This is a genomic window from Paracoccus caeni (genome assembly GCF_016629665.1).
Taxonomy (GTDB): Bacteria; Pseudomonadota; Alphaproteobacteria; order Rhodobacterales; family Rhodobacteraceae; genus Paracoccus; species Paracoccus caeni.
Map to the genome: position 1 here is coordinate 217,896 of NZ_JAEPRQ010000001.1, position 26,566 is coordinate 244,461.

General features: G+C 63.3%; 21 protein-coding genes. 17 read left to right on the forward strand and 4 right to left on the reverse strand.

Annotated elements, in window-relative coordinates:
• The first annotated feature begins 47 nt into the window (after nt 1–47).
• From purH to mutL, 7 genes are all read left to right on the forward strand, one after another.
• Entirely contained in the window at nt 48–1,637 is a 1,590-nt protein-coding gene (gene purH / locus JJJ17_RS00985; RefSeq protein WP_200683141.1) for a bifunctional phosphoribosylaminoimidazolecarboxamide formyltransferase/IMP cyclohydrolase, read from the forward strand.
• Nucleotides 1,637–2,290, forward strand: coding sequence for a signal peptidase II (gene lspA / locus JJJ17_RS00990; protein WP_234463827.1), 654 nt, complete (start codon nt 1,637–1,639; stop codon nt 2,288–2,290). The genes purH and lspA overlap by 1 nt, the downstream gene beginning before the upstream one ends.
• A 28-nt stretch (nt 2,291–2,318) precedes the next feature.
• Nucleotides 2,319–2,840 (forward strand): DUF3035 domain-containing protein, encoded by a 522-nt coding sequence (locus JJJ17_RS00995; RefSeq protein WP_200683142.1) that lies wholly within the window; start codon nt 2,319–2,321, stop codon nt 2,838–2,840.
• A complete protein-coding gene (locus tag JJJ17_RS01000; RefSeq protein WP_200683143.1) occupies nt 2,837–4,051 on the forward strand; it encodes a cytochrome P450 in 1,215 nt (404 codons plus the stop codon). Before JJJ17_RS00995 ends, JJJ17_RS01000 begins: the two co-directional genes overlap by 4 nt.
• A 282-nt stretch (nt 4,052–4,333) precedes the next feature.
• Entirely contained in the window at nt 4,334–5,806 is a 1,473-nt protein-coding gene (locus JJJ17_RS01005; protein WP_200683144.1) for a M16 family metallopeptidase, read from the forward strand.
• Nucleotides 5,803–7,203 (forward strand): M16 family metallopeptidase, encoded by a 1,401-nt coding sequence (locus tag JJJ17_RS01010; protein WP_200683146.1) that lies wholly within the window; start codon nt 5,803–5,805, stop codon nt 7,201–7,203. Before JJJ17_RS01005 ends, JJJ17_RS01010 begins: the two co-directional genes overlap by 4 nt.
• 51 nt (nt 7,204–7,254) lie before the next feature.
• Nucleotides 7,255–9,075, forward strand: coding sequence for a DNA mismatch repair endonuclease MutL (mutL, locus tag JJJ17_RS01015; RefSeq protein WP_200683148.1), 1,821 nt, complete (start codon nt 7,255–7,257; stop codon nt 9,073–9,075).
• 208 nt (nt 9,076–9,283) lie between these two features.
• Here mutL and JJJ17_RS01020 read toward each other — a convergent pair whose 3' ends face one another.
• Both JJJ17_RS01020 and JJJ17_RS01025 read right to left on the reverse strand, forming a co-directional pair.
• Nucleotides 9,284–10,474 (reverse strand): PQQ-dependent sugar dehydrogenase, encoded by a 1,191-nt coding sequence (locus JJJ17_RS01020; RefSeq protein WP_200683150.1) that lies wholly within the window; start codon nt 10,472–10,474, stop codon nt 9,284–9,286.
• A 90-nt stretch (nt 10,475–10,564) separates the two neighbouring features.
• Nucleotides 10,565–11,662 carry a saccharopine dehydrogenase gene (locus JJJ17_RS01025; protein WP_200683152.1) on the reverse strand — a complete coding sequence of 366 codons (1,098 nt, stop codon included), beginning with the start codon at nt 11,660–11,662 and terminating at the stop codon, nt 10,565–10,567.
• Nucleotides 11,663–11,913: 251 nt separating this feature from the next.
• Here JJJ17_RS01025 and JJJ17_RS01030 point away from each other — a divergent pair, with 251 nt between their 5' ends.
• The 5 genes from JJJ17_RS01030 to JJJ17_RS01050 all read left to right on the forward strand — a co-directional run bounded on the left by JJJ17_RS01030 (nt 11,914) and on the right by JJJ17_RS01050 (nt 18,431).
• Entirely contained in the window at nt 11,914–13,122 is a 1,209-nt protein-coding gene (locus JJJ17_RS01030) for an aminotransferase class I/II-fold pyridoxal phosphate-dependent enzyme (protein ID WP_200683154.1), read from the forward strand.
• 4 nt (nt 13,123–13,126) lie between these two features.
• Nucleotides 13,127–15,769 (forward strand): DNA translocase FtsK, encoded by a 2,643-nt coding sequence (locus JJJ17_RS01035; protein ID WP_200683156.1) that lies wholly within the window; start codon nt 13,127–13,129, stop codon nt 15,767–15,769.
• 44 nt (nt 15,770–15,813) lie between these two features.
• Nucleotides 15,814–17,289, forward strand: coding sequence for a glycerol kinase GlpK (gene glpK, locus JJJ17_RS01040; protein ID WP_200683158.1), 1,476 nt, complete (start codon nt 15,814–15,816; stop codon nt 17,287–17,289).
• A gap of 72 nt (nt 17,290–17,361) precedes the next feature.
• Nucleotides 17,362–17,940: a transglycosylase SLT domain-containing protein gene (locus JJJ17_RS01045; RefSeq protein ID WP_200683160.1), complete on the forward strand. Its 579-nt coding sequence runs from the start codon at nt 17,362–17,364 to the stop codon at nt 17,938–17,940.
• A 71-nt stretch (nt 17,941–18,011) separates the two neighbouring features.
• On the forward strand, nt 18,012–18,431 hold the full coding sequence (locus JJJ17_RS01050) for a PaaI family thioesterase (RefSeq protein WP_234463828.1): 420 nt from the start codon (nt 18,012–18,014) through the stop codon (nt 18,429–18,431).
• Here JJJ17_RS01050 and JJJ17_RS01055 read toward each other — a convergent pair.
• On the reverse strand, nt 18,388–19,209 hold the full coding sequence (locus tag JJJ17_RS01055) for a metallophosphoesterase family protein (protein ID WP_200683162.1): 822 nt from the start codon (nt 19,207–19,209) through the stop codon (nt 18,388–18,390). The genes JJJ17_RS01050 and JJJ17_RS01055 overlap by 44 nt on opposite strands.
• 1,008 nt (nt 19,210–20,217) lie before the next feature.
• Here JJJ17_RS01055 and JJJ17_RS01060 point away from each other — a divergent pair.
• The 5 genes from JJJ17_RS01060 (at nt 20,218) to JJJ17_RS01080 (ending at nt 25,432) form a co-directional block, all read left to right on the forward strand.
• Nucleotides 20,218–21,930, forward strand: a complete 1,713-nt coding sequence (locus JJJ17_RS01060) for an AMP-binding protein (RefSeq protein ID WP_200683164.1) — start codon at nt 20,218–20,220, stop codon at nt 21,928–21,930.
• A gap of 201 nt (nt 21,931–22,131) precedes the next feature.
• Complete coding sequence (locus JJJ17_RS01065) at nt 22,132–22,815, forward strand: CoA transferase subunit A (RefSeq protein ID WP_200684699.1); 684 nt, start codon at nt 22,132–22,134, stop codon at nt 22,813–22,815.
• Nucleotides 22,797–23,450, forward strand: coding sequence for a 3-oxoacid CoA-transferase subunit B (locus JJJ17_RS01070; RefSeq protein ID WP_200683166.1), 654 nt, complete (start codon nt 22,797–22,799; stop codon nt 23,448–23,450). The genes JJJ17_RS01065 and JJJ17_RS01070 overlap by 19 nt, the downstream gene beginning before the upstream one ends.
• Nucleotides 23,451–23,612: 162 nt before the next feature.
• Entirely contained in the window at nt 23,613–24,650 is a 1,038-nt protein-coding gene (locus JJJ17_RS01075; protein WP_200683167.1) for a GSCFA domain-containing protein, read from the forward strand.
• Nucleotides 24,647–25,432 (forward strand): hypothetical protein, encoded by a 786-nt coding sequence (locus JJJ17_RS01080; RefSeq protein WP_200683168.1) that lies wholly within the window; start codon nt 24,647–24,649, stop codon nt 25,430–25,432. Before JJJ17_RS01075 ends, JJJ17_RS01080 begins: the two co-directional genes overlap by 4 nt.
• Here the strand turns inward: JJJ17_RS01080 and JJJ17_RS01085 are convergent.
• Nucleotides 25,427–26,566, reverse strand: a complete 1,140-nt coding sequence (locus tag JJJ17_RS01085; protein WP_200683169.1) for an alkane 1-monooxygenase — start codon at nt 26,564–26,566, stop codon at nt 25,427–25,429. The two genes, JJJ17_RS01080 and JJJ17_RS01085, sit on opposite strands and share 6 nt — an antisense overlap.

Consider the following 26,566-nt stretch of genomic DNA (forward strand, 5'->3'; position numbering starts at 1 on the left):
GCGCCAAGGGGCGCTAGTTGGTCGCCAAACCAGATGCGAGGCTCTTCATGTCCCACCCCGTCGCCCTTCGTCGCGCGCTGATTTCCGTCTCTGACAAGACCGGCATGATCGAATTTGCCCGCAAATTGTCGGCACGGGGCGTCGAGATCCTGTCCACCGGAGGCAGCGCCAAGACGCTGCGCGAGGCAGGGTTGACCGTGGTCGATGTGGCCGATGTGACCGGCTTCCCCGAGATGATGGATGGCCGCGTCAAAACGCTGCACCCGGCTGTGCATGGCGGCCTTCTGGCGCTGCGCGACAATGAGGAACATCAGGCCGCGATGCAGGCCCATAATATCGAGCCGATCGATCTGCTGGTGGTGAACCTTTACCCGTTCGAGGAAACGGTCGCCAAGGGCGCCTCTTACGACGACTGCATCGAGAATATCGATATCGGCGGCCCGGCGATGATTCGCGCGGCGGCCAAGAACCACGCCTTTGTCAGCGTGATCGTTGATGTCGAGGATTACGACGCCCTGCTGGCCGAACTGGACGCCAATAACGACCACACCACGCTGGAGTTTCGTCAGCGTCAGGCGCAGATCGCCTATGCCCGGACGGCGGCGTATGATGCGTCGGTCTCGACCTGGATGGCGGGTGCGATTGGCGAACAGACGCCGCGCCGCCGCGCCTTTGCAGGCAAGCTGGCGCAGTCGCTGCGTTATGGCGAGAACCCGCATCAGCAGGCCGCGTTCTATGTGACCGACGAAGCCCGCCCCGGCGTCGCCACGGCGAAGCAATGGCAGGGCAAGGAACTGTCCTACAACAATATCAACGACACTGATGCCGCGTTCGAACTGGTCGCCGAATTCGACCCGAGCCAAGGCCCGGCCTGCGCCATCATCAAACACGCCAATCCCTGCGGTGTGGCGCAGGGCGCGACGGCGCTGGAGGCGTATAAGCGCGCCTTCGATTGCGACCGCACCTCGGCTTTCGGCGGGATCATCGCGCTGAACCAGCCGCTCGACGGGGCGACGGCGGAAGAGATCGTGAAGATCTTCACCGAAGTGGTGATCGCGCCGGATGCCGATGACGACGCCAAGGCGATCTTTGCCGCGAAGAAGAACCTTCGTCTGCTGACCACCGGCGGTTTGGCGGATCCCAAGGCTGGCGGGCTGACGTTCCGGCAGGTCGCAGGCGGCTTTCTGGTGCAGGGCCGCGACAACGGCCATGTCGGTCTGGACGATCTGAAGATCGTCACCGAACGCCAACCTTCGCCGGAAGAGCTGAAAGACCTGCTTTTCGCATGGACCGTGGCGAAGCATGTCAAATCGAACGCCATCGTTTACGCCAAGGACATGGCGACCGTCGGCATCGGCGCGGGCCAGATGAGCCGCGTCGACAGCACCCGCATCGGACGTCGCAAATCCGAGGATATGGCCGAAATCCTTGGCCTCGCCGAGCCGCTGACCAATGGGGCGGCGGTCGCCTCGGACGCATTCTTCCCCTTTGCCGACGGTGTCGAGGCACTGGCCGAGGCGGGCGCGAAGGCGGTGATCCAGCCCGGCGGCTCGATGCGCGATGACGAGGTGATTGCGGCGGCAAACCGGCTGGGCCTTGCGATGGTCTTCACCGGCCAACGGCATTTCCGTCACTGATGAGCGATCAGGCCACCCCAACCGCGCCGCGTCAGCGCAAGCCGCGCGCACCGAAAAAGCCGGTCCGCACCGATATGCGGACGACGGCCTGGATCGCGTTCCTGATCCTCGCGCTGGATCAGGTGCTGAAGTACTATGTCGTCCATGTGCTGCAACTGGACAGGGTGCGCGCCATCGACGTGTTGCCGCCGTGGCTGAACCTGCGGATGGCGTGGAACCAAGGCGTCAATTTCGGGCTGATGTCGTCCGAGGAAAACACGACGAAATGGCTGCTCATCGCCGTTGCGGTGCTGATCGTCGGATGGGTCTGGATGTGGATCTGGCGCAGCAATGCCGGGCGCTTCGCGCGCATCTCGGCCGGGCTTCTGATCGGCGGGGCAATCGGCAATGTGATCGACCGGCTGGCTTATGGAGCGGTGGCGGATTTCCTGAACATGTCGCTGCCGAACTGGCAGAACCCGTTCAGCTTCAACGTCGCCGATATCGCGATCTTTGCCGGCGCGATCGGGCTGGTCCTGCTGCCGCAAAAGTCCCCCGAGCCGAAGAAAAAGCCGCGCAAACCGCGCGCCCGGGTCGAGCCGCCATTGCCCAAGGCAGGCGTCGAGCTGCCGCGAGACGACAACCCGCGTGACGACGCCGAGAATTCGCGTTAGAACGGGCGGAAAGACAAAGGGACAGGATATGCGGGTTTTTGCGCTGGTGATCGGAATGACCGCCTTGGCCGGGCTGACGGCCTGCGGCGGCGATACCCAACTGATGAATATCGAATCCGGCCAGGACACCCCGGATGAATTTGCCATCCTGCCCTCGAAGCCGCTGTCGATGCCGCCTGATCTGGCGCTGCTGCCGCAGCCGACGCTTGGCGGAACCAATATCACCGACCCGACCCCGCAGGCTGATGCCGTAGCCGCCCTTGGCGGCAACCCGGCACGGCTTCAGGATCAGGGCATTGCCGCCGCCGATCAGGCACTGGTCGCGCAGGCGAACCGGGGCGGCACCGACCCGAATATCCGCGCCACCTTGGCCGAGGCTGATCTGCGCTGGCGCTCGGGCAACCGCCGCCGTCCGCTTGAGGCGCTGTTCGGCACCTCGGTCTATCAGCGTGCCTATCGCCCGATGGCGCTGGATTCGCGTGAAGAGCAGACCCGCTGGCAGCGCGCCGGGGCGATCACATCGACCTCGCCGCCGCCCATCGTGGAATGATCCCGGGTTTCGACCCGGACAGCCCGGATTTCGGAAAGAACCCATGGCCCGCCTATGCCGCGGTCCGGGCGCTTCCCGGTCTGCCGCTGATGCCCGGATTTGACGGCCATATCGCCAGCCGCTTTGCCGATGTTCGGGCCATTGCCATGGACCGCCGCATGGTGCGCAGCGCTGCTGCCTTTGCCCCACCGGAAGAGGTTCGCCGGTTGCAGATTGCGGGCAATTTCCATGATATGCCGTTTCACGAACGTTTCGTGCAGACCTCGATGCTGGAAATCGACGGCCCCGACCATGACCGCCTGCGCCGCGCGGTGTTTCCCTTCTTCACCAAGACCCGGCTGGAAAGCCTACGCGGTTTCGTCACCGAATGGGTCGGGGCGGCGCTGGACCGGTTAATCGCGCAAGGTCGCTTTGACTTCATCGCCGATCTGGCGGCACATCTGCCCGGTCAGGTCATCGGCCATTTGATCGGGACCAAGCCGGAAGACGCCCCGCAGATGACCATCTGGTCGGAAGAGGTGGTCAGCTATTTCGACATCAACCGCACCGCCGCCAAGAAGGCCCGCGCGGAAGAGGCGACGCGTCTGTTCCACGAGCTTCTGGAACAGCTCTATGTCCAGCGCAGCGCCCAACCTCTCGATGATCTGATGAGCGTGATGATCGGGGCGGAAACCTCTGGCCTGATGACGCATGATGAACTGATCGCGACGATCATGCAGATCCTTCATGCGGGCCACGGCTCGACCATCGATGTGATGGGCAGCGGTCTTTCGGCGCTGATCGCCAATCCCGATCAGATGCAGGCGCTGCGTGCCGATCCCACGCTGATGCCGGGCGCGGTGCAAGAGATGTTCCGCTATGCCGCGCCGCTGCCGTTCTTCCACCGTTACGCCGCCGAGGATATGGAAATTTGCGGTCAGCATTGGAAGCAGGGCACTAAATTCGGCCTGCTCTATGCCAGCGCCAACCGCGACCCCGAGGCGTTCGACCAACCCGACCGCTTCGACATCACCCGCAAGCCCAACGTCCATCTGGCCTTTGGCACGGGCCCGCATGTCTGCCTTGGCAACAATCTGGCGCGGTTGAACATGGAGATCCTGTTCGCGGCGCTGCTGGAAAGGACGGATCGGATCGTTTTGGACGGCCCGGTCCACTGGAAGACCGGCCTTCAGGCGCACGGCCCGACCCATCTGCCGATCAGCTTTACCTGACATCGAAATCAGGGCACCCGCCCGGAATCGAGGTGCCTGAAAGGCACCGCCGGGCAGTGCCCGTCCGCCCCACCGGACGGGCACTTTGGTGATGTTCCGCGCAACAGAGATGGCCGACGGGGTGGCGGCATAAAATGAAAAGCGCCACCGTCGCTGTGCCCATCCGACGGACGGGCGCTGCCCTCTGTTCCCGCCATCCTCGCCGGATGACGCAAGGGTGACTTGCGCTGCCCGGCGGGCCAAGCCAGATTTCCGGCGAAAATAAAGGAGCCTGCCCGGACCATGCGTCTTCAGCTTACCCTTGCGCCTCTGGCATTCTCGCTTGCCGCCGTTCCGGCGCTGGCCGATATGCCCGAAGGCATCACCCATTTCACCCTGCCGAACGGCCTTGAAACCGTGGTGATCGAGGATCACCGCGCCCCGGTCATCGTGCAGATGGTCTGGTATAAAATCGGCTCTGCGGACGAACAGCCGGGCAAATCCGGGATGGCGCATTACCTTGAACACCTGATGTTCAAGGGCACCGACAAGATGGCTCCGGGTGAGCTTTCAAAGACCGTGACCGCCAATGGCGGCATGGACAACGCCTTCACCAGCTACGACTACACCGCCTATTTCCAGCGCATCGCCAGCGACCGCCTGCCGCTGATCATGGAGATGGAAGCCGACCGGATGGCGAACCTGAACATCGGCGAGGATGACTGGCAGGCAGAACGGCAGGTGGTGCTGGAAGAACGCGCGCAGCGCACTGACAGCGACCCCTCGGCGCTGTTTTCCGAGGAACGCTCGGCCACGCTTTACTATAACCACCCCTACGGTCGCCCGATCATCGGCTGGCGTGCCGAGATGGAGGGGCTGACGCGCGAGGATGCGATCAAGTGGTATGACGACCACTATTCCCCGAACGAGGCGATCCTGATTCTTGCGGGCGATGTGACCCCGGAAAAGGCCCGCGAACTGGCGGAACAATATTACGGCCCGGTCCCGGCAAAGGGCGAGGCCGAGCCGCGCCTGCGCCCGCAGGAACCTGACCAACGTTCGCCCCGCCGGATGGAGATGCACGACCCCCGCGTCGCCCAGCCGGTGCTAAGCCGCACGATCCTTGCGCCGGAACGCAATGCCGGCGATCAGGAAAAGGCCGCTGCGCTGACCGTGTTAAGCGATCTTCTGGGCGGCTCGGTGCAGACCTCGGTTCTGGGGCGCGAACTGGCGTTGACGGGCAAGGCGCTTTGGGTCGGCTCCAGCTATGACGGGCTGTCGGTCGATCCGACCAGCTTCACTATCGGCATGGTCCCCGCTGAAAACCTTTCGCCCGAAGAGGCCGAGGCGGCGCTGGACGAGGCTTTGGCTAAGTTTCTGGAACAAGGCCCGGATGCCGCCGATCTGGAGCGGGTGAAGACCCGTATCCGCGCCGCTCAGGTGTATTCGCAGGATTCGGCCCATGGCCGCGCCTATGATTACGGTCAGGGGCTGGCGACCGGGCTGACGGTCGAGGATGTGAACGACTGGCCCGATATTCTTTCCGCCGTGACCGCCGAGGACGTGGCCGAGGCCGCGCGGGAATTGTTGAACAGCAAGGCCGTCGTCACCGGCTGGCTGTTGCCTGCCGAGGCTGCTGCGCCACAGGACGCCGCCCCGGCCGCCGAGGCGACACCTGCGGCTGCGATTGCGCCGACAACCTCTCCGCAACCCGCCAATGATACCCGCCCGCCCGCGCGTCCCGCCGCCGACCAGACCAATGAGGCGCAACAATGATCCGCGCAGCCATCGCCCTGTGCTTCGCCGTTCTGGCCGTCCCCGCCCATGCGATCGAGATTCAGGAAGTCACCTCGCCCGGCGGCATCAAGGCCTGGCTGGTCGAGGATGACACCATCCCCTTCGTCGCGCTGGACTTTGATTTCAGCGGTGGGGCGAGCCTTGAAGCCCCCGGCAAGCGAGGGGCGATCAACCTGATGATGGCGACGCTGGAAGAAGGTGCGGGCAAACGCGATGCGACCGAGTTTGCGCAGGCACTGGAAGATTTGGGCGCGGAACTGTCCTTCGATGTCAGCGACGATTCGATGTCGGTGAATATGCGTGCCCTGACCGAGAACCGTGATCAGGCTGCGGCCCTGCTGGCCGAAGCGCTGACGCAGCCGCGCTTTGACGAGGATGCGGTGGACCGGGTGCGGGCGCAGGTGCAGGCGATCATCCGGTCCGAGGCGACCGATCCGAACAGCATCGCCGCCAAGGAAATGGCGCGTCAGGCCTGGGGCGATCACCCCTATGCGACCTCGATCAACGGCACGGCGGAATCGGTCGCGTCGCTGACCCGTCAGGATCTGGTGGCCGCGAAAAACCGGGTTCTGGCCCGCGACCGCGTCTTTGTCGGCGCAGCGGGTGATATCTCGCCCGAGGAACTGGGACTGCTGCTGGACAAGATCCTTGGCGGCCTGCCCGAAGAGGGAACGGCACCTTTGCCCGAACAGGCGGAACTGCAACTGACGCCCGGCGTGACGGTGATCGACTGGGATAGTCCGCAGACCGTTGTGGCCTTTGCCGGGCCGGGTCTGCCCATCGACGATCCCGATTATTTCGCCGCTCTGGTTGCCGATCATATCCTTGGCGGCGGCGGATTCAGCTCTCGCCTGATGGACGAGATCCGTGAAAAACGCGGCCTGACCTATGGCGTCGGAACGGCACTGGCCACCGGGATCTATGGGCAGACATGGCAGGGGGGAATGGCGGGGTCGAACGCCACCACCGGGCAGGCGATCGATCTGATCCGTCAGGAATGGGACCGCATGGCGCGCGATGGCGTGACCGAGCAGGAACTGAACGACGCCAAGACCTACCTGACCGGCGAATATCCCCTTCGCTTCAACGGTAACGGCCGCATCGCCGCGATTCTTGCAGGGATGCAGTTGATCGATCTGCCCGCAGATTACGTCAACAACCGCAACGCCAAGGTCGAGGCGGTGACGGCGGATGATGTGAAGCGCGTCTCTGAACGGCTCCTGAATGCCGATGATCTGCGCTTCGTGCTGGTCGGTCGTCCCGAAGGTATCGCCGCCGATGATACCGCCGAAGCCGAAGAGGTGCCCGAGGATCAGGGGACCGAGACCGCGCCCGCTGCTGTCGAGGCTCCGGCCTTGGAAGAGGTGGTCAACTGATCTGCCTCGAATCGCTGGCGGGATGCCGGTCGGACTGCTAGATTTGGGGGCATGAATAGCCATGCCCCCAATATACGCCCCATCATTCGGCAGCTTGATGAGACGACTGCCAACCGCATCGCTGCGGGTGAGGTGGTCGAGCGGCCAGCCTCGGCAGTCAAGGAACTGGTCGAGAATGCGCTGGATGCGGGCGCGACGCGGATCGATATTTCCATCGAGGATGGTGGCAAGCGGCTGATCCGCGTCGGCGATGACGGCTGCGGCATGTCGCCCGAGGATTTGCCGCTGGCGATGGCGCGGCACGCGACCAGCAAGATCGATGGCAGCGACCTTCTGGCGATCAACAGCTTCGGTTTTCGTGGCGAGGCGCTGCCCTCGTTGGGCGCGGTGGGGCGGTTGACGATCACCTCGCGGGCGGATGGTGCCGATGGTGCGGTGATCGCTGTGGCGGGCGGCAAGCCCAGTCCGGTGCGCCCTGCGGCCGCCAATCGCGGCACTGTGGTCGAATTGCGCGATCTGTTCTTTGCCACCCCCGCGCGTCTGAAATTCATGCGAACCGAACGCGCCGAGACGCAGGCGGTCGCGGAAACCGTGCGCCGTCTGGCGATGGCAGAGCCTTGGGTGGGCTTCACGCTGTCCGCCGATGGTCGCGAAATCTTTCGCGCCGATGCCGAGCAGGGCGAGTTGTTCGGCGCGCTTCAGGCGCGGCTGTCACGGGTCATGGGCCGAGATTTCATCGACAATTCAATTCCCATCGATGCCGAGCGCGACGGGCTGACCCTGACCGGATTTGCGGCGCTGCCGACCTATTCGCGCGGCGCGGCGGTGGCGCAGCATGTCTATGTGAACGGGCGTCCTGTCCGCGACAAGTTGCTGACCGGCGCTTTGCGGGCGGGATATATGGATGTGCTGGCCTCGGGTCGGCATCCGGCGGCGGTGCTGTATCTGACCTGCGATCCGCAGATGGTGGATGTGAACGTGCATCCCGCCAAGGCCGAGGTGCGTTTTCGCGACCCGACAGCGGCAAGGGGGCTGGTGGTCAGCGCCTTGCGGCATGCTTTGGCGAATGCGGGGCATCGGGCGTCCTCGACCATTGGCGATGCGACGCTGGCGGCATTCCGGGCCGAGCCGGTGGTGGCGCAGCCGCAGCGGGCCTATCAGATGGAGTATCGCCCGTCGGGCGGGGCCATCCGGCAAGCGTTCGAGGCGCAGGCTCCGGTGCTTGGACCGGGCTTTTCGGAGGCTCCGACGGCGCGGTCGGAGCCGGTCGAAACTGCGGCCCCGATGGATGCGCCTTTGGGGGCGGCCCGGGCGCAAGTGCATGAGAATTATATCATTTCCCAGACCGAAGACGGGATGATCATCGTCGATCAGCACGCGGCACATGAGCGGCTGGTTTATGAACGGCTGAAGGCGCAGGCCGAGGTGTCGGGAATCGCGTCGCAGGCGTTGCTGATCCCTGAAATCGTTGAACTGTCCGAAGGCGACGCGGCGCGGATCATGGCGATTGCGGATGAACTGGCCGGGCTTGGGCTGGTCATCGAGCCGTTCGGCGGCGGCGCGATCGCGGTCAGGGAAGCGCCGGCGATGCTGACCCGGCTGAACGCGGCGGCGCTGATCCGCGACATTCTGGACGATCTGGCGGATCAGGGTTCCTCGGATCGGCTAAGGGCCCGGATTGACGCGGTTTTATCCTCGATGGCCTGTCATGGATCGGTCCGGTCGGGACGGCGGATGTCGGCGGATGAGATGAACGCGCTTTTGCGCGAGATGGAGCGGACGCCGCGGTCGGGGCAGTGCAATCACGGGCGTCCGACATGGGTGAAGCTGAACCTTTCCGATATCGAACGGCTGTTCGGGCGGAAGGAATAGGCGCGCGCGCAACGGTGCGGGCGTTGCAATCGGTATTTTTGCAACGAAGAAGCGGCGGGGTGGCTTTGTCCAGCAAATGCTGGGTTTTGGGCTGCACAGAGCGTGCACCGTGGGTGCACAGGATGTGCACAGGGTGTACACCGCTTGCGAACGGTGGTGTTGCGTTGGCCGGGATAAGGTGCGTGCGGAGCACGCACCCTACGGGTGGTTATTGGGTGGGTGTGACGCGGATCAACTGGCCGTTCCGGGTGTCCGTGAGGACCATGATGGCTCCGTCGCTGGCGACTGCCACATCTCGGATGCGTTCGCCGATATCGGTGAGATGGCGAGCCTCGCCGGTGACGCGGCCATCGGCGATTTCGAGGCGAACCAGCGCGCCTGCCTGAAGCCCGGCGATCAGGGCGTCTCCCTGCCAGTCGGCAAACAACGGGCCGTCATAGAAGGTCATGCCGCCCGGCGCGATGACCGGGTCCCAGTAGTAAACCGGCTGCTCGGTGCCTTCCATCTGGGTGACGCCCTCGCCGACCGGCTGGTTGCTGTATTCGACCCCATAGGTGACCAGTGGCCAGCCATAGTTGCGGCCTGCCTGCGGACGGTTCAGCTCATCCCCGCCTTTCGGGCCGTGTTCGATGGTCCAGAGCGCGCCGTCCGGGCCCATGGCAGCGCCTTGGATGTTGCGATGGCCCCATGACCAAATCTCGGGCAGCGCTTCGGCCACGCCGGGATTGCCCATCGGTGCGCCGTCTGCGGGATTGATGCGCACGACCTTGCCCAGCGTCGTGGTGACATTCTGCGAATAGACGCGGGCATCGGCGTTCGAGCGTTCGCCGGTGGTGACGAACAGCGCGCCCTCGCCGTCGAAGACAAGGCGCGAGCCGTAATGTTTGGTGGAACTCCATGCCGGATTTTGCTGCCAGATGACCTCGGTCCCTTCCAGCGCCGTGCCGTCGGCAGAAAGGGTGGCGGTGGCGACGGCGGTGGCGGTTTTGCCGTCCTCGCGCGTTTGGGCGAAGCTGAGCCACAGGCGGCGGGTATCGGCGAAATCGTCGGCGATGGTGACATCAAGAAGGCCGCCCTGATCGCGGCTGTCGATTTCTGGCAGGCCGCTGATCGGGTCCGAAAGGCTGCCATCGGCACCGACAAGACGCAGCCGACCGGGCAATTCGGTGACCAGCCAGCTTCCATCGGGCAGTTCGGCCATGCCCCAAGGATGCTCCAGCCCTTCGGTCACGACCTGATGGGTCAGCGGCTGATCGGGCAGAGCAGGGGCGCGGGTCTGGCCGTCGAAAGCCGGGGTCTGACCCTGGCCATGGGGCGGCGTTGCGTTGAAATCCTGCGCGGCGGCAGCGGTACCCGCGAACAGGAAGGCGAGGGTGGTCAGTCGGATGGCGCGTGTCATGGCTGGCCCCTTTGGCAATGGATTCGGAGGAATTCTGAAGGGGAACCTGCGCGGGGCCTCTCTGTTCCGTGAAGCTGGTTCACGTTGGTGTCAGGGGCGAAGGGGGCGGGGGCTGATCCCCCGCGCCTGCCGATAGAGTTTCGCCAGATGCTCGTCGAACAGGGCCTTTGCGCGGCCCCATGATCCGGCCTCGATCCGCTGCAATTCTGCAAGAACCGGCAGAAGCTGGGCGGCGTAATCCTCGGACGATTCGCGTGGCAGCATCGAGGGCAGGTTGTCGATCGCCATGACATCCAGCGGCGGATGGTCGGCGACGCGTAGGACCGGGGCCTGCCAGTCGGTCACGCGGTCATAGACCTTGATCGGGGAAAAGTCGCTGGTCGGGTCGCAGGCGACATCGCCGATGACGGTCAGGCGGCGGGCGGGGTTGACCGCCTCTGCCGGGACAAAGACCGGCACGCCGGGACCGGCGAGGATGGCGTTGATGAACAGGTCATGGTCGAGGATTTCGGGGAAGGGGCCGCCGCTGGCGGTCTCGGCCATGTCCCAGCCGGTGACCGATACGCCCATTGCCGTCAGCAGATCCGAGGCACCGCTGCCCACGCGGCCCTTGGCGCCGATGACGATGGCGCGGGGGCGTGGCTTGCCGGTCGCATCAAGCTGGGCGCGCAGTTCGTCGTTCAGCAGGGTCTGGCTGGCATAGGCGCGGACGGGCGGGCAGGTTTCGCCGCGTTGTTGGGCGGCCCATGCTTTCAGCGATACGGCAGCACCGGCATAGCCCGCCCAATAGCCGAAGGCGGCAAGGCGGCGGCCATTTTCGTCCAGCAGGTATTCAAGATCGTAAAGCGCGCCGCCCCCGGCCTTGAAACGGCCCAGCAGCACCTGTCCGGCGGGTTGGCCCTTGAAGGCATGGCCGAACATGATGTGGCGGTGACGCAGAGGCGTGCCGTCCTCGGGCAGTTCCTTCAGGCCGAAAATGATGGCGTCGTCGGGCGCGGTGGGCCAGCTTCCTTCGGGCGCAAGTTGGGCTCCGGCTGCGGCATAGGCATCGGCGGAAAGGACGCGGCGCGGGCTTTCCTCGACCGTGACGGTAAAGCCTTCTTTGATCAGTTGCGCCACGCCTTCGGGGGTGATGCCCACGCGGTCCTCGTTCGGGCGGCTTTCGGCCCTGACCCACAGATGCGTCATTCCTGTCTGTCCTTTGCGACTGATCCTGCCTGTCCGTCTTAGGGCGAAACCGCATTCAGGCCAACCGACCGGCGCATGATCCGGCACCGAAAAATCGTCCCTGCCTGTATCTTGGCAATCCGGGCCGGGCCTGTGAGTCATTCGGGTGACAGTCTTACGTGCCGATCCCTGCCGTTTGGCTGGACGCATCGACTTGTTCACGCTAATGTTTATCTCAATAACGGGGCAAAGACCCCGAAAGCGAGGCAGATATGGCAAGTCCCGAGCGGTTCTCGAACCTGCCGGAATATGCGTTTCCGCGTTTGCGGAAGCTTTTGGCCGGGATCGAACCCGGTCATCCCGAAGGGGCGTCCCCGGTGGTCATGACCATCGGAGAGCCGCGCCATGCCATGCCGGAATTCGTGGGTCCAATCATTGCCAAGCATCTGGCGGATTTCGGGAAATACCCGCCGAACGAGGGCACGCCGGGTCTGCTGGACGCGATCAGCGGCTGGATCGCCACCCGTCACGGGATCGAGGTCGCGCCGGGGCGGATCACCTCGCTGAACGGCACGCGCGAGGGGCTGTTCAACGCCGCGCTTGCGCTGTGTCCCGAAGAGAAGGGCGGCAAGCGGCCCGCGATCCTGATCCCGAACCCGTTCTATCAGGTCTATGCCGTGGCCGCCGTCGCCGTTCAGGCCGAGCCGGTCTTCGTTCCGGCCACCCCCGAGACTGGCAATCTGCCGGATTTCGAGGCATTGCCGGTCGAGTTGCTGGACCGCACCGCCATTGCCTATCTGTGTTCGCCCGCCAATCCTCAGGGATCGATTGCCGGGCGCGATTATCTGGAGCGGCTGATCGCCTTGGCCGAGCGGCATGATTTCCTGATCTTCGCCGATGAGTGCTATTCCGAGATTTACCGCGATGCGCCGCCTCCGGGTGCGCTGGCGGTGGCGACCGATATGGGATTGGCGGATCGGGTGGTGATGTTCAATTCGCTGTCGAAACGCTCGAACCTGCCGGGGTTGCGGTCGGGTTTCGCGGCGGGGAGCGAGGCGAATATCGGGTTGATCCGCCGTCTGCGCAGCTATTCCGGCGCGCCGCTGCCGCTGCCCGCGCAGCATGTCAGCGAGGCCGCTTGGCGCGATGAGCCGCATGCGGTGGCGAACCGCGCGCTGTATCAACAGAAATATGCCATTGCCGACCGGATTTTCGGCAATGTGCCGGGATATCGCCCGGTCGAGGGCGGCTTCTTCCTGTGGCTTCCGGTTGAGGATGGCGAGGAAGCGGCAAAGCAACTTTGGGCACAGGCAGGCATTCAGGTGCTGCCCGGTGCCTATCTGTCGCGCGAGGTGGACGGCAAAAACCCCGGTAAGGGGTTCATCCGCGTGGCGATGGTCGATACCGCCGACCAGACCGAGGCCGCGCTGCGCAGGTTGCGCGCGGTAATCTATGACGGAACGACTGACGGGGAAGGTTAAGACGATGGCAAGCTGGCAGGCAAAACGTCGCGATCCGCTGTTCGACCAGAACACGCAGGCTGCGCTGGAACGACGCGGCAAGGAATTGCTGGGTGCCGGGCTGGTCATCCTGGGTGTGCTGATCGCGATGATGCTGGGAAGCTGGTCTTCGGAAGATCCCAGCTTCCAGTTCTCGGCCACGGATGAGGCGGCGCAGAACCTGCTGGGCGGGCTTGGGGCCAGCATTGCCTCGGTCCTGATGATGCTTGTGGGCTATGGGTCGTGGATCGTGGTGCTGTCGCTGTTCGTCTGGGGCGTGCGGTTCATGCTGCACCGGGGCGAAGAGCGGGTGATCCGCGCGCTGTTCACGCCAATCGCCATCGCCCTTGCCTCGGTCTATTGCAGCAGCATGATCCCGCCTGAGGGGTGGGAACAGACCTATGGTGTCGGCGGCATGCTGGGCGACATGATCATGGGCGCGATCCTGAACATCATTCCGCTGAAGGCGCAGATCGGTATCCGGCTGGCCGCGATGCTGGTCGCCGTGGCGGTTGTTGTTGTTCTGGCCTTCGTTCTGGGCTTCGAGCGGGCCGAACTGGTCAAGATGTGGCGGCGGTTCCTGATCGGGCTGGTGACGGCCTATGATCTGGCGATGAATGTCGCCGGGCGCAGCGCCGTTGCCTCGGCCGGGATGGCGCAGAAGATGCGCGCCCGTCGCGAGGCGAAATCGGCGACGGTGACCGAGCCTGCGGCGCCGCGCCCCGGTCTTTTTGCGCGGCGGAAGGCGCAGCAGGGCATGCGAGATGCCGATGACGCGCCTGAGGATCTGCCGCAATCGGAACTGGTCGAATGGGACGCGACCTATGACGGCGATGCTCCGTCCGACGAAGAGGTTCGCGGTCGGATCTCTGACGCGATTCGTAGCCGTTCGGCGAAGCCCTCGGTTCTGGCGGCGGTGGCTGCGCGGCTGAATCGCGATGGGCGGCAGAACGCTGCCCCTGAAGAGAATGACGACGAGGTGATCGAACCCGCCGATCCGGTGCCCTTCGGTGCCGAGACGCAGCGCGTCGTCGTCCCGCCTGCCCGCAAGTCCGTCGTGCCCTCGCGGCAGGCACAGGCAGAGGCGCAGCCGGAACTGCGCTTTGACGAGACGGTTTCGGCCTATGAACGTCCGCCGCTGTCGCTGCTGACCGCACCGTCACAGAACGACCGCTCGCAAATCTCGGAAGAGGCGTTGATGGAAAACGCCCGCATGCTGGAAGCGGTGCTGGACGATTACGGCGTCAAGGGCCAGATCACCGAGGTTCGTCCGGGGCCGGTCGTCACGCTGTATGAACTGGAACCAGCGCCGGGGCTGAAGGCCAGCCGGGTGATCGGGCTTTCCGATGACATTGCCCGGTCGATGTCGGCCTTGTCCGCGCGTGTCTCGACCGTGCCGGGGCGCACGGTGATCGGGATCGAGCTGCCGAACGCGCGCCGTGAAAAGGTGCTGTTGCGCGAAATCCTTGCCGCCCGCGCTTTTGGCGACGGCACGCATCCGCTGCCTTTGGCACTTGGCAAGGATATCGGCGGCGATCCGGTCGTGGCGAACCTTGCGAAGATGCCTCACCTGCTGATCGCGGGGACCACCGGCTCGGGTAAATCGGTGGCGATCAACACCATGATCCTGTCGCTGCTTTACAAGCTGACACCGGAAGAATGCCGCTTGATCATGATTGACCCGAAGATGCTGGAGCTTTCCGTCTATGACGGCATCCCGCATCTGCTGTCCCCCGTCGTCACCGATCCGAAGAAGGCCGTGGTGGCACTGAAATGGGTCGTCGGTGAGATGGAGGAACGCTATCGCCGCATGTCGAAGATGGGCGTCCGTAATATCGAGGGCTATAACGGCCGCGTCCGCGATGCGCTGTCGAAGAACGAGATGTTCAAGCGCACCGTTCAGACCGGCTTTGACGAAGATACCGGCGAGCCGATCTTCGAGACCGAGGAATTCAAGCCCGAGACCTTCCCCTATATCGTCGTCATCGTCGATGAGATGGCCGACCTGATGATGGTCGCGGGCAAGGAGATCGAGGCTTGTATCCAGCGTCTGGCGCAGATGGCGCGGGCTTCGGGGATCCACCTGATTATGGCAACGCAGCGGCCCTCGGTCGATGTGATCACCGGCACGATCAAGGCGAACTTCCCGACGCGGATCTCGTTCCAGGTCACCTCGAAAATCGACAGCCGCACCATTTTGGGCGAGCAGGGGGCGGAACAGCTTCTGGGTCAGGGCGACATGCTTTACATGGGCAATGGCGCGCGGATCACCCGTATCCATGGCCCCTTCTGTAGCGACGAAGAGGTCGAAGAGGTGGTCAACCACCTGAAGAGCTTTGGCCCGCCCAGCTACAAATCCGGCGTGCTGGAAGGCCCCGAAGACGACCGCGCTGACGATATCGATGCGGTTCTGGGTCTTGGCGGCGGCGATGGCAGCGACGATCAGCTTTACGATCAGGCGGTGATGATCGTGGCGCGCGACCGGAAATGTTCCACCTCTTACATTCAGCGCAAGCTGGCCATCGGCTATAACAAGGCCGCCCGGCTGGTCGAGCAGATGGAGGAACAGGGCGTGGTGTCCTCGGCCAACCATGTCGGCAAGCGCGAGGTCTTGGTGCCCGAGGTCTGATCGGGCATTCTGCGCAGCAGGATGGAAGGGGAGGAAGGTTCCGAATGGCGATTCTGGCGATGGATCAGGGGACGACCTCCTCTCGTGCGCTGGTCTTCAGCGACGATTTGCAGGTGAAGGCCCGCGCACAGCACGAGTTTCAGCAGCATTTTCCCCGCTCTGGCTGGGTCGAACATGATGCCGACGAGATCTGGACGACCAGCGCCGGAACCGCCCGCGCGGCGATTGAAAAGGCCGGTGTGCCCGGCATCGACGCCATAGGCATCACCAATCAGCGTGAGACGGTGGTGATCTGGGACCGCAAGACCGGCGAGGCGATCCACAAGGCGATCGTCTGGCAGGACCGCCGAACCGCCGATACCTGCGACCGACTGCGCGACGAAGGGGTCGAGGATCAGGTGACCGACACGACCGGCCTGTTGCTGGACCCCTATTTCAGCGCGACCAAGATCGGCTGGCTTCTGGACAATGTCGAAGGCGCGCGCGACCGGGCGAAGGCGGGCGATCTGGCATTTGGCACCATCGACAGTTTTCTGATCTGGAAGCTGACCGGCGGGCGATCTCATGTCACCGATGCGACCAATGCGTCGAGGACGATGCTTTACGATATCCATCGCGGCGACTGGTCCGAGGATATGTTGAAGCTGTTCAATATCCCGCGCGAATTGCTGCCCGAACTGCGCGACAGCGCCGATGATTTCGGCACCACCCGCGCCGATCTGTTCGGGCGCGAAATCCCGATCCTTGGGGTGGCAGGCGATCAGCAGGCGGCGACGGTGGGGCAGGCCTGCTTTCAGCCGGGAATGATGAAATCGACCTATGGCACGGGTTGCTTTGCGCTGCTGAATACCGGCGATCAGGCGGTGCGGTCGCAGAACCGGCTGCTGACGACGCTGGCCTATCGGCTGGACGGAAAATCCACCTATGCACTGGAGGGCAGCATCTTCATCGCAGGCGCGGTGGTGCAATGGCTGCGCGACGGGTTGAAGATCATCCGTGAGGCATCCGAGACGCAGGGCCTGTCGGAAAAGGCCGATGACAGCCAGCAGATCATCATGGTTCCGGCCTTCACCGGGCTTGGGGCGCCCTATTGGAAGCCCTCGGCGCGGGGCGCGATCTTTGGGCTGACGCGGAATACCGGGCCGGCGGAATTCGCCCGCGCCGCGCTGGAAAGCGTCGGCTTTCAGACGCGCGATCTGCTGGAGGCGATGCGCGCCGATTGGAGCCGGGCTGATGATGCGGTGTTGCGCGTGGATGGCGGAATGACCGCCAGCGAACCGGCGATGCAGTTTCTGGCGGATATTCTGGGCGCGCCGGTCGATCGGCCGGTCAACACCGAAACCACCGCACAGGGTGCCGCATGGCTGGCGGGTTATCGCGCAGGTCTGTGCCCGTCACCCGACGATTACGCGAAGGCATGGAAACTGGAACGCCGCTTCGAGCCGGAAATGGACGATGCGGCGCGTGATGAGCGGTATTCAGCTTGGAAAAGGGCGGTCGAGGCGGTTCAGGCGGTCTGATCTTCCGGCTTTGTGATTTCAACCCCTCGTGATTTTCCGTAATATCACGGCAAAACGATAAAAGAGGGCAGAATGAACAGGCTTCTGAAACTCGCCATCGTCTTGCTTGTCGCGTCCTGTGGAGGGGGCGACTACAAGGCGCCGCGCAATCTGGACAATGCTTGCGCGATTGCGGCAGAGCGTCCGGCCTATATGCGCGCGATGCGAGCGACCGAACGAAAATGGGGCATCCCGGTTCACGTCCAGATGGCGTCGATCCATCAGGAATCGAAGTTCATCGGCGATGCACGGACGCCGCACCAATATGCGCTTGGCGTGATCCCGATCGGGCGGCAATCCAGCGCCTTCGGCTATTCGCAGGCGCTTGACGGCACCTGGGAGGAATACCGCAAGGAGACCGGCAACCGCCGCGCCAAGCGTGACAACATCCGCGACGCGACCGACTTCATGGGCTGGTATATGCATGTCAGTAACCAGCGGCTTGGCATCTCGAAGCAGGATGCGACCTCGCAATATCTGGCCTATCACGAAGGACGCTCGGGCTTCGCGCGGCAGTCCTATCTGAGCAAGCCGTGGCTGGTCCGGGTCTCGGCACAGGTCGGCCAACGGTCCGAGATGTATCGCGCGCAGCTTGCTTCTTGCCGCAGGTGATGACGCGGCGGCTTGCCCTTGGTGGCGCACTGGGCTGATATGGTCCGGTGCGCTTTTGCAAGGAACCGGGAATGATGGACCGCCAGCTTCAGGAAATCGCCGACAACCAGCCGGAATTTGCGTTTCATATCGGCGCCAAGCTGATCAGTGCCACGCCCGAGCGGGTCGAGTTCGAAATGCCGGTGACAGAGGCCCTGTCGAACCGCAACGGCGTTCTGCATGGCGGCGCGATCATGAGCCTTGCCGACAATGCCGGCGGGACCGGGACATTCCTCAACATCCCGAAAGGCCGCAGCACCACGACGCTGGAAAGCAAAACCAACTTCTTGCGCCCGATCCGGGTAGGCGACATCGCCCGCGCCGTCAGCGAGCCGCTGCATCTGGGCCGCACCATGCAGGTCTGGCAAACCACCATCACCCGTGGCGACGGCAAGGTGGCGGCGGTGATCACCCAGACCCAGATGATCCTCGACTGGAAGGACAAGGGCTAAGCCAGTCCTGACGCAGCCAGCCGGTGCCCAGCGCGGTCGCCCAATCATCGCGCCCGGCCCGACGCGCCAGATCGACCATCCGCCGGGTATCGTAAGGCACCTGATGAAAGCTGACCGCCCAACCCTGCGGCGACTGCGCGGCAATCGCATAGCTTGCGGCGGGGCTGCCGGTTTCCATGACATGAAAGACCGGCTGATCGTCGGTATAGGCCGGGCAACCAATGCTGCCGGGATTCAGGATCACCTGCCCGGTCGCCAGCCTCACCAGCCGGGGAATATGCGTATGCCCGCACAGGATCAGGCTGGCGTCGAGCCCCGCAGCCTCTGCCGCGATTGCGTCATGCGACCGCATCGTGACCATGCCAGAGGGCAAAACCTGCTCCATCCAATAGGTCACGTCGCTATTCGGGGTGCCGTGGCACAGAAAGACATCGCCAGATAAGCCCCCGGAAAAGCACAGGACTTCGGGTAGTCCCGCCAGCCAGTCCAGATGCCGGGGGTCCAGTTGCTCATGGGCGGCGCGATCGGATGGCCCCATTTCGGACGGCTGCTGCTCGACCAGCCAGCGATCATGATTGCCGCGGATCGATATGATCCGGCTTGCCATCAGGATTTCAGCGGTTTCCCGTGCCGCCAAAGGACCGCTCAGGCAATCGCCAAGGTTGACCACCGCGTCCAGATTATGCCGGGCCATATCCTCGATCACCGCGCGCAGGGCGTCGGCATTGCCGTGGATATCGGCGATGATCGCGAATTTCCCAAGTTCGGCGTCGGGCATTTCCCCCATCCATTCGGGCAGCGTTTGACATGCGGCAGTGACGCTTCATACTGAAACGATGACCGCCTGCTCGGTCAATGGGATGATGTCCACGGTGATCGGACGGACCCAAAGCCGCAGCTTCCGGGTGCCGTGGCTGCTTAAGAGCTAGGCTCGCCCTATCACCGCATCCGCGCCAATCCGCAAAGCGATGGCGGTGGATGCACTTCATCTGGATAAATACGCATCGCGTGCTATCATTGATCGTGCCAAGTGGATGGTCCTGCATCTTTGGTTGACCCCCACCGTGATCGTCGCAAGTGGCACGAGCCGCATCTGAACAAGCGCGGCCTTTGTTTGTGGAGGAAAGGGTGAAGATGTGCTTCAAGAAATTCGGCAATTGCGTCCTGTCCGGTAGCGGACGGTTCCACAGTTGGCCCGTGCATGCCGGACGCAGGCAATTCGGCGACTTTCGCCTGAGGCCGATGACGGTGTCGATACTGCCCGGATGAATCAAACAGTCGTTCCCGAACCGGCTTTCCGCGCCGGTTCCAGCGACCTGTCCTACTCTAACCGGGTGTTCCGCCATCTTTTGGGTCTGACCCCCGGCGACTGCGACGAGACTGCCCGCCTGAGATGATGCGTCATTGATCCACAACGCTTTCGGGCAAGTCGAGCATGCACTGTGGCGCGAGCCTCCAAGATACGGCCCGCGATCACGCCTACCCCTGCCGTAGGGAGACGGTGGAGGAGCAGGCCATTGGGAGGAATGTTATGGGTTACAGAGTGCTTATGAACGGGCGGTCGATATCTGCCCCGTGGATCAAACCCGGCACGATCCGGGCCAACCAGCAGCTTAACCTCAGCCCTCAAAACCCGACAACTGACCGCAAGGGGCCGGGCCTTGGCGTCAACCCGTCGGGGAAGAGTCTCGCCAGATATACTCAGATGCAGGTCATCAACATCGCTCGCGGCTGATCTCGCCAGCCCGAACCGCTCTGCGGTCGCGGCCCTAACAGGAGAGGTACCATGACGTTTCCGCTTTCACAGACAGACGCGCCTCAGGACGGGTTTTCACATGTCCGGGGTCCCAAACACCCGCCACTGAAACACGCAACCATACCGGCGCTTCTCGCCGAGGCGGTCGCCGCCCATGGCGACAATGACGCGCTGATCTTTCAGGGCGGCGATGAGCGTCTGCTTTATCGCGACTTCGCTGCGCTGGTGGATCGGGTTGCTGCCGGGCTTCTGGCGCTGGACATTTCGAAGGGTGACCGCGTTGGCATCTGGTCGCCGAACCGGCTGGAATGGGTGCTGACCCAGTTCGCCACAGCGCGGATTGGGGCCATTCTGGTCAATATCAACCCGGCCTACCGTGTGTCCGAACTGGAATATGCGTTGAAAAAGGTTGGTTGCCGCGCGGTGATCGCCGCCAGACGGTTCAAAAGCTCGGATTACGCTGCGATGCTGCGCGAACTGTTGCCCGAACTGGCTTCAGGCGGTCAAAGCCTGCTTTTCCCCGAATTGCGACACGTCATCCTGATGGACGGCGAACCGGATCCCGGCATGATTCCCTTTTCGCGGCTTGCTGAGCTTGCGACGCCCGATCTGTTGGCGCGGCTCGACAGTATCGCGATTGACCCGGATGATCCGATCAACATCCAGTTCACCTCGGGCACGACGGGTCAGCCAAAGGGGGCCACGCTCAGCCATTTCAACGTTATCAATAACGGTCGCTTCGTCACCGATCGCATTGCGCTGACCGATGCCGACCGGCTTGTGATTCCGGTGCCGCTTTATCATTGCTTCGGCATGGTGATGGGTGTTCTGGGCGCGGTCAGCAAGGGCGCGACCATGATATTTCCCGGCGAGGCCTTCGATCCAGCCGAGACGCTGGATGTCATCGAGACCGAGCGCGCCACCGCGCTTTACGGCGTGCCGACCATGTTCATCGCCATGCTGCAAGAACTGGACAGCAGCCATCGTGATCTTGCCAGCCTCCGCACCGGGATCATGGCCGGTGCCCTTTGTCCGATCGAGGTGATGAGGCGGGTGAATAAAGACATGCATATGGGCGAGGTGACGATCTCTTACGGCATGACCGAAACCTCGCCGGTCTCGTTCCAGAGCTTCGTGGACGACCCGACCGAGAAGCGCTGCGAGACCGTGGGCCGGATTCATCCCCATCTTGAGGTGAAGATCGTCGGCCCCGACGGCGCCACCGTTCCGGTGGGCGAGCAAGGCGAAATCTGGACCAAGGGTTACTCAGTGATGAAGGGCTATTGGCAGGACGCGGCCGCGACTGCGGGTGCCATCCATGACGGCTGGATGCGAACCGGCGATCTTGGCGTGCTGGATGAAGAGGGTTTCTGCACCATCGTTGGCCGGGTCAAGGACATGATCATCCGTGGCGGCGAGAATATCTATCCTCGCGAGATCGAGGAATTCCTGATCCGACACCCTGATGTCATTGATGTTCAGGTTTTCGGCATCCCCGATGACCGCTTCGGCGAGGAAGTCTGTGCCTGGGTCGTCGCCCGCGATGAGGCGGCGATCACCGTCGAGGTGTTGCGCGATTACTGCCGCGGCCAGATCGCGCATTTCAAGATCCCGCGGTATATCCGCATCGTGTCCGAACTGCCGATGACGGTGACCGGCAAGCCGCAAAAATTCGTCATGCGCGACCTGATGCTTGGAATATTGGCCGCCGAGGCGGAGGATAACGCGCCAAAGGCGCCGTAACCGTCGATTGCAGCTCAGCGCAACTTGAACGGAGAGCGGATGGAAAACGCGTTTATCGACACCAGCCGGTCGAGGAGCAGAGCCGCACTGCGCCAGCGTCGTTGCAACATCTTTTGACCGAGACAAGCCGGCTTCGGATACCTTACGCTCGGCTTGGCACTGATCTGCGCTGGACTGGCACGTGAAGGAGCGAGACCGATGATGAAAGGCGCCCTGAGCCCCGAAGCCGCGGCCAAACTGGTGCCGGATGGTGCCAGCGTTATGATTGGTGGCTTCATGGCTGTCGGCACACCCGAGCGAATGATTGATGCTTTGGTTGCCCAAGGTGTGCGGAACCTGACCGTGGTTTCCAATGACAGCGCCATGCCGGGGCGCGGCGTTGGCAAATTGGTCTCGGCAGGGGCCGTTTCCCGGATGATCACCTCGCATATCGGGCTGAATCCAGAGACGCAGGCGCTGATGATCGATGGCAGCATCAGTGTTGAACTGGTGCCTCAGGGCACGCTGGTCGAACGCATCCGGGCCGGCGGCATGGGCTTGGGTGGGGTGCTGACCCCGACGGGTCTTGGCACCGAAGTCGAGGAGGGCAAGCAGGTGGTCGAGGTTGATGGCGAACGCTTTCTGCTCGAAAAACCACTGAAGGCCGACTTTTCGCTGATCGCGGCCTGGCAAGCGGATTACGTCGGCAATCTCAGCTATCTGCTGACTGCGCACAATTTCAATCCGATGATGGCGCTGGCAGGGCGCACCGTGATCGCGGAACCCAATGCGATTGTGCCCGTGGGGGTTATCCCGCCAGACATGGTGAAGACGCCGGGCGTGCTGGTTGATCACCTGCTCGTTCGTGCGAATACAGGAGGCCAGCCATGGACGCAAAAGAACTGATCGCCCGCCGGGTTGCGCGCGAGATCGGGCCTGGCATGCTGGTGAATCTTGGCATTGGCCTGCCCTCACTGGTCGCGAACTATGTTCCTGCTTCGCTGGCGGTCTTTTTTCAGGCCGAGAACGGGGTCATCGGTCTTGGGGCTCGCCCGCCGGAGGGAATGGAGGATCCACATCTGACAGATGCAGGGGGCGGCTTCGTTTCTGCCGTTCCCGGCGCGGCCAGCATCGACAGCGCGATGAGCTTCGGGTTGATCCGGGGCGGGCATCTGGACATGACCGTGCTGGGCGGGTTGCAGGTGGATGAGCAGGGCCAGCTGGCGAACTGGAAGGTGCCCGGCATGATGGTGCCGGGTATGGGCGGGGCAATGGACCTTGTGATAGGGGCCGCGCGGGTCATCGTCGCCATGCAGCATTCGGCCAGGGGCGAGGCCAAGCTGGTGCGAGAATGCACATTGCCGCTGACAGCCCGGCGTCGGGTGAATCTTGTGGTGACTGATCTTGCGGTGATCGAACCCACGGATGCGGGGCTCGTGCTCCGCGAGCATGCGCCGGGCGTGAGTGTGGCAGAAATCGTAGCCGCGACGGATGCCAGATTGATTATTGGGGATGACATACAGGAAATGATCGTGGCCTGACGGCCTCTCGCCGTAATCGGTGCATGCCCTGTGCAGCAAAATACCCAATATTTGGCGATCTTTCCGGCCAACAGCACGCAATACCTGCATCACGCAACGTGCGCACCCGTGGCGCGCGATCAGGCTCTTCCCGTTTCGTCTCCGCCTTGGCAAACTGCGCCCATGACGCACCCCTATTCCGATCTTCCTCCAAATGCTTTCTGGCGCAGCGGCGTCGCCGAAGAAACGCTAACCCCCGAGGCGCTTTACCGCCCCAAATTCCCCCTCGGCCCCGACGCGGCAATCGCCACCGCCGGAAGCTGTTTCGCCCAGCATATCGGGCGTTTCCTGCATACGTCCGGTCTCAATCTGCTTGATGTCGAGCCGCCTTTGAACGACGAAGCCCCCGGTCTGGCGCGGCAATATGGCTACGGCATCTATTCTGCCCGCTACGGCAACATCTACACGACCCGCCAGCTTCTCCAGTTGCTTGAAGATGCGGCGTCAGGCCATGTCGATGGCGATCTTGTCTGGGAACATCAGGGCCGTTTCCATGACGCGCTGCGCCCGGCGATTGAACCGGAAGGGTTTGTTTCAGTTGAAGAAACGCTTGCGCTTCGGCGCGCGCATCTTGCCGCTGTTGATCGCCTGATCGGGCAGGCGACACATCTGATCTTCACGCTTGGGCTATGCGAATGCTGGGCGGATCGCCAGTCTGGCCGGGTCTATCCTATCGCGCCGGGTGTCATCGCGGGGGAATACGATGCCTACCGACACCACCTGCTAAGGCTGGGCTATCCCGATCTTATGGACGACCTGATCGCGATCCGCGCGGCACTCCATCGGCGCAATCCGGGCCTTCGGATGATCCTGACCGTCTCGCCGGTCCCTCTGACGGCAACGGCGACGGGCCAACATGTGCTGACCGCGACGACCGAGGCCAAGTCACTGCTTCGCGCCGTGGCGGGCGCGTTTGCCGAAGGCCTTGAGGACGTTGACTATTTCCCGGCCTATGAGATCGTCATGAACCCCGCCGCAAAAGGCGCGTTCTTCATGCCAAACCTGCGCGAGGTGTCGCAGGAAGGCGTCGATGCCGTGATGACCGTCTTCCGCCACGCCCACGGCATCGCGGTCGCGGAAACGCCCGATGCTCCATCCCGCGCCACCCCTGCCGAGGAACTGCTTTGCGAGGAAGTCCTGATCGAGGCACTTCGCCGATGATTCCGGCACGCCTGCTGATGATCGGCAATTCGCATCTGGTTGCGCCCCGGCTTGCCTTGCAGCAAGATCCTGCGCGCTGGCCCGGTCTTCATGCGGATTTCTTCACCCTTCCGCCTTCCGCATTGCGGCACATCATTATCCGCGACCGGACCCTGTTGCCGCAGAATGCAGAAGCGCGCGGACATATGATGCGCCTCAACAATATCCCCGATCTGCCATTGGCGGGCTATGACGGCTTCGTGGTGATCGGCGGTCCGTCCTTTTCGGCGGTCACGCAATTGCAGCGCCGCCATCGCTGCATTGGCTTTCCTTCGGTCGCCGAGGGTGTACCATGCGAGTTGATCTCGACCGGCTATATGGACGCCATGATCCGCCACCGGATCCGCTACACTGCAGCGCTGCGGCTGACGCGGCGGCTTGAGAAGCTGCAACAGGGCCCGGTTCTGCTGGTCGAGGTGGTGCTGCCCTCACAGGATTGCCGCGACGATCCCGAGCGGTTGGAGCATTATATCGACATGGTCACGCGCGGCGATGCTGCCGAGTTCATGCGCCGGTATCGGGACGCTTTGGCAGATGTCATAGGGCCGGGCGTCACCATTGTCAGGCAACCTTCCCAGACCATCGCCGATGATTTCTTCACTGCCTCGGACTGGATGCGCGGCTCTTTGGGGTTGGGCCGCGAGGAAGCCAGACCGCATCGAGAGCGTGACTATCACCACGCCAATCCAGCCTATGGCGCGCTGCAGCTTGACGCCATTGTCGCGGCGCTGAAGGCGCTATAACGCGCTGCGCGGCATCGGGGTGGTGCCGCTGTTATAGTCGTTCCAATCCGCGATTTCAGGGTAGAATTGCTTGCGCCACGCCCTGACCCGCGGGTTCATTTTCCGGCGCCACCAAGGCGGCACCATCGCAACGAAAGTCATCGCCGGATAGCCCAACGGAAGCTGCGGCGCCTCGTCGTCGCCATAGGTCTGCAGCAGCGGAAAGCGGCGGTCAGGTTTGGTATGGTGGTCCGAATGGCGCTGCAGGTTGATCAGCAGCCAGTTGGTGGCGGTCTGGCTGGCGTTCCAGCTATGCCGGGGCTTGATATGCTCGTAACGACCTTCGCCCAGGTGCTTCCGGGTCAACCCGTAATGTTCGACATAGTTGGTCAACTCAAGCTGCCAGACGGCGACAAAGGCTTGAAATACGAACAGAAACAGCCCCTGCACGCCGCCAAGGATCAGAGCCAGCAGGATCATCCCGCCTTGAAGCGCCGCATAGCGCCAGAACGGATTGCGCCGGTGCCATTTGCCACGCCCGGCCCGCGCCAGAAGGCCGGTCTCGGCCTGCCACGCGCTGTGCAGACTGTCGCGCAGCACGCGACGGAAGAACCGCCAGAACCCCTCGCCATAACGGGCCGAGACCGCATCGCGGGGGGTGCCGACCCATGCGTGATGGACCAGCAGATGTTCGGACCGGAAATGCGAATAGAGAACGCTGGCCAGCAACAGATCGCCCAGCCACCGCTCGTAAGGGGTCTTCTGGTGCAGCAATTCATGGGCATAGACAATGCCGATGGTCCCCGACAGCACGCCGATGCCGAAGAACAGGCCCAGCTTGTCTAGGCCGGAAAGGTGGGTCGAGACGCCGACATACCAGATCGAGCCGAAGATCGCCGCGAATTGCAGCGGAAACCAGATGATGGTCACCGCCCGGTGCCAGAACAGCCGCGAGGTTTCTGTCTGCGGATCGGGATTTTCGTCGTTATTCCCAAGGATGCGGTCCATCGCCATGGTCAGATACCAGGCATAGGCGGGCAGCAGCATCCACCACAAACCGCCCCGCACCGCCGCCAGAATGACCAGCGGCAGCATGACGACGGACATCCAGAACGGCGCGGCGGCGGGCAATCCGCGTGGAGGGGATTCGCTCAT

What these genes read in the sequence shown, in the direction of transcription:
- purH (WP_200683141.1), top strand. Translation starts at nt 48, where the DNA reads ATGTCCCACCCCGTCGCCCTTCGTCGCGCGCTGATTTCCGTCTCTGAC.
- lspA (WP_234463827.1), top strand. Translation starts at nt 1,637, where the DNA reads ATGAGCGATCAGGCCACCCCAACCGCGCCGCGTCAGCGCAAGCCGCGC.
- JJJ17_RS00995 (WP_200683142.1), top strand. Translation starts at nt 2,319, where the DNA reads ATGCGGGTTTTTGCGCTGGTGATCGGAATGACCGCCTTGGCCGGGCTG.
- JJJ17_RS01000 (WP_200683143.1), top strand. Translation starts at nt 2,837, where the DNA reads ATGATCCCGGGTTTCGACCCGGACAGCCCGGATTTCGGAAAGAACCCA.
- JJJ17_RS01005 (WP_200683144.1), top strand. Translation starts at nt 4,334, where the DNA reads ATGCGTCTTCAGCTTACCCTTGCGCCTCTGGCATTCTCGCTTGCCGCC.
- JJJ17_RS01010 (WP_200683146.1), top strand. Translation starts at nt 5,803, where the DNA reads ATGATCCGCGCAGCCATCGCCCTGTGCTTCGCCGTTCTGGCCGTCCCC.
- mutL (WP_200683148.1), top strand. Translation starts at nt 7,255, where the DNA reads ATGAATAGCCATGCCCCCAATATACGCCCCATCATTCGGCAGCTTGAT.
- JJJ17_RS01020 (WP_200683150.1), bottom strand. Translation starts at nt 10,474, where the DNA reads ATGACACGCGCCATCCGACTGACCACCCTCGCCTTCCTGTTCGCGGGT.
- JJJ17_RS01025 (WP_200683152.1), bottom strand. Translation starts at nt 11,662, where the DNA reads ATGACGCATCTGTGGGTCAGGGCCGAAAGCCGCCCGAACGAGGACCGC.
- JJJ17_RS01030 (WP_200683154.1), top strand. Translation starts at nt 11,914, where the DNA reads ATGGCAAGTCCCGAGCGGTTCTCGAACCTGCCGGAATATGCGTTTCCG.
- JJJ17_RS01035 (WP_200683156.1), top strand. Translation starts at nt 13,127, where the DNA reads ATGGCAAGCTGGCAGGCAAAACGTCGCGATCCGCTGTTCGACCAGAAC.
- glpK (WP_200683158.1), top strand. Translation starts at nt 15,814, where the DNA reads ATGGCGATTCTGGCGATGGATCAGGGGACGACCTCCTCTCGTGCGCTG.
- JJJ17_RS01045 (WP_200683160.1), top strand. Translation starts at nt 17,362, where the DNA reads ATGAACAGGCTTCTGAAACTCGCCATCGTCTTGCTTGTCGCGTCCTGT.
- JJJ17_RS01050 (WP_234463828.1), top strand. Translation starts at nt 18,012, where the DNA reads ATGATGGACCGCCAGCTTCAGGAAATCGCCGACAACCAGCCGGAATTT.
- JJJ17_RS01055 (WP_200683162.1), bottom strand. Translation starts at nt 19,209, where the DNA reads ATGCCCGACGCCGAACTTGGGAAATTCGCGATCATCGCCGATATCCAC.
- JJJ17_RS01060 (WP_200683164.1), top strand. Translation starts at nt 20,218, where the DNA reads ATGACGTTTCCGCTTTCACAGACAGACGCGCCTCAGGACGGGTTTTCA.
- JJJ17_RS01065 (WP_200684699.1), top strand. Translation starts at nt 22,132, where the DNA reads ATGAAAGGCGCCCTGAGCCCCGAAGCCGCGGCCAAACTGGTGCCGGAT.
- JJJ17_RS01070 (WP_200683166.1), top strand. Translation starts at nt 22,797, where the DNA reads ATGGACGCAAAAGAACTGATCGCCCGCCGGGTTGCGCGCGAGATCGGG.
- JJJ17_RS01075 (WP_200683167.1), top strand. Translation starts at nt 23,613, where the DNA reads ATGACGCACCCCTATTCCGATCTTCCTCCAAATGCTTTCTGGCGCAGC.
- JJJ17_RS01080 (WP_200683168.1), top strand. Translation starts at nt 24,647, where the DNA reads ATGATTCCGGCACGCCTGCTGATGATCGGCAATTCGCATCTGGTTGCG.
- JJJ17_RS01085 (WP_200683169.1), bottom strand. Translation starts at nt 26,566, where the DNA reads ATGAGCGAATCCCCTCCACGCGGATTGCCCGCCGCCGCGCCGTTCTGG.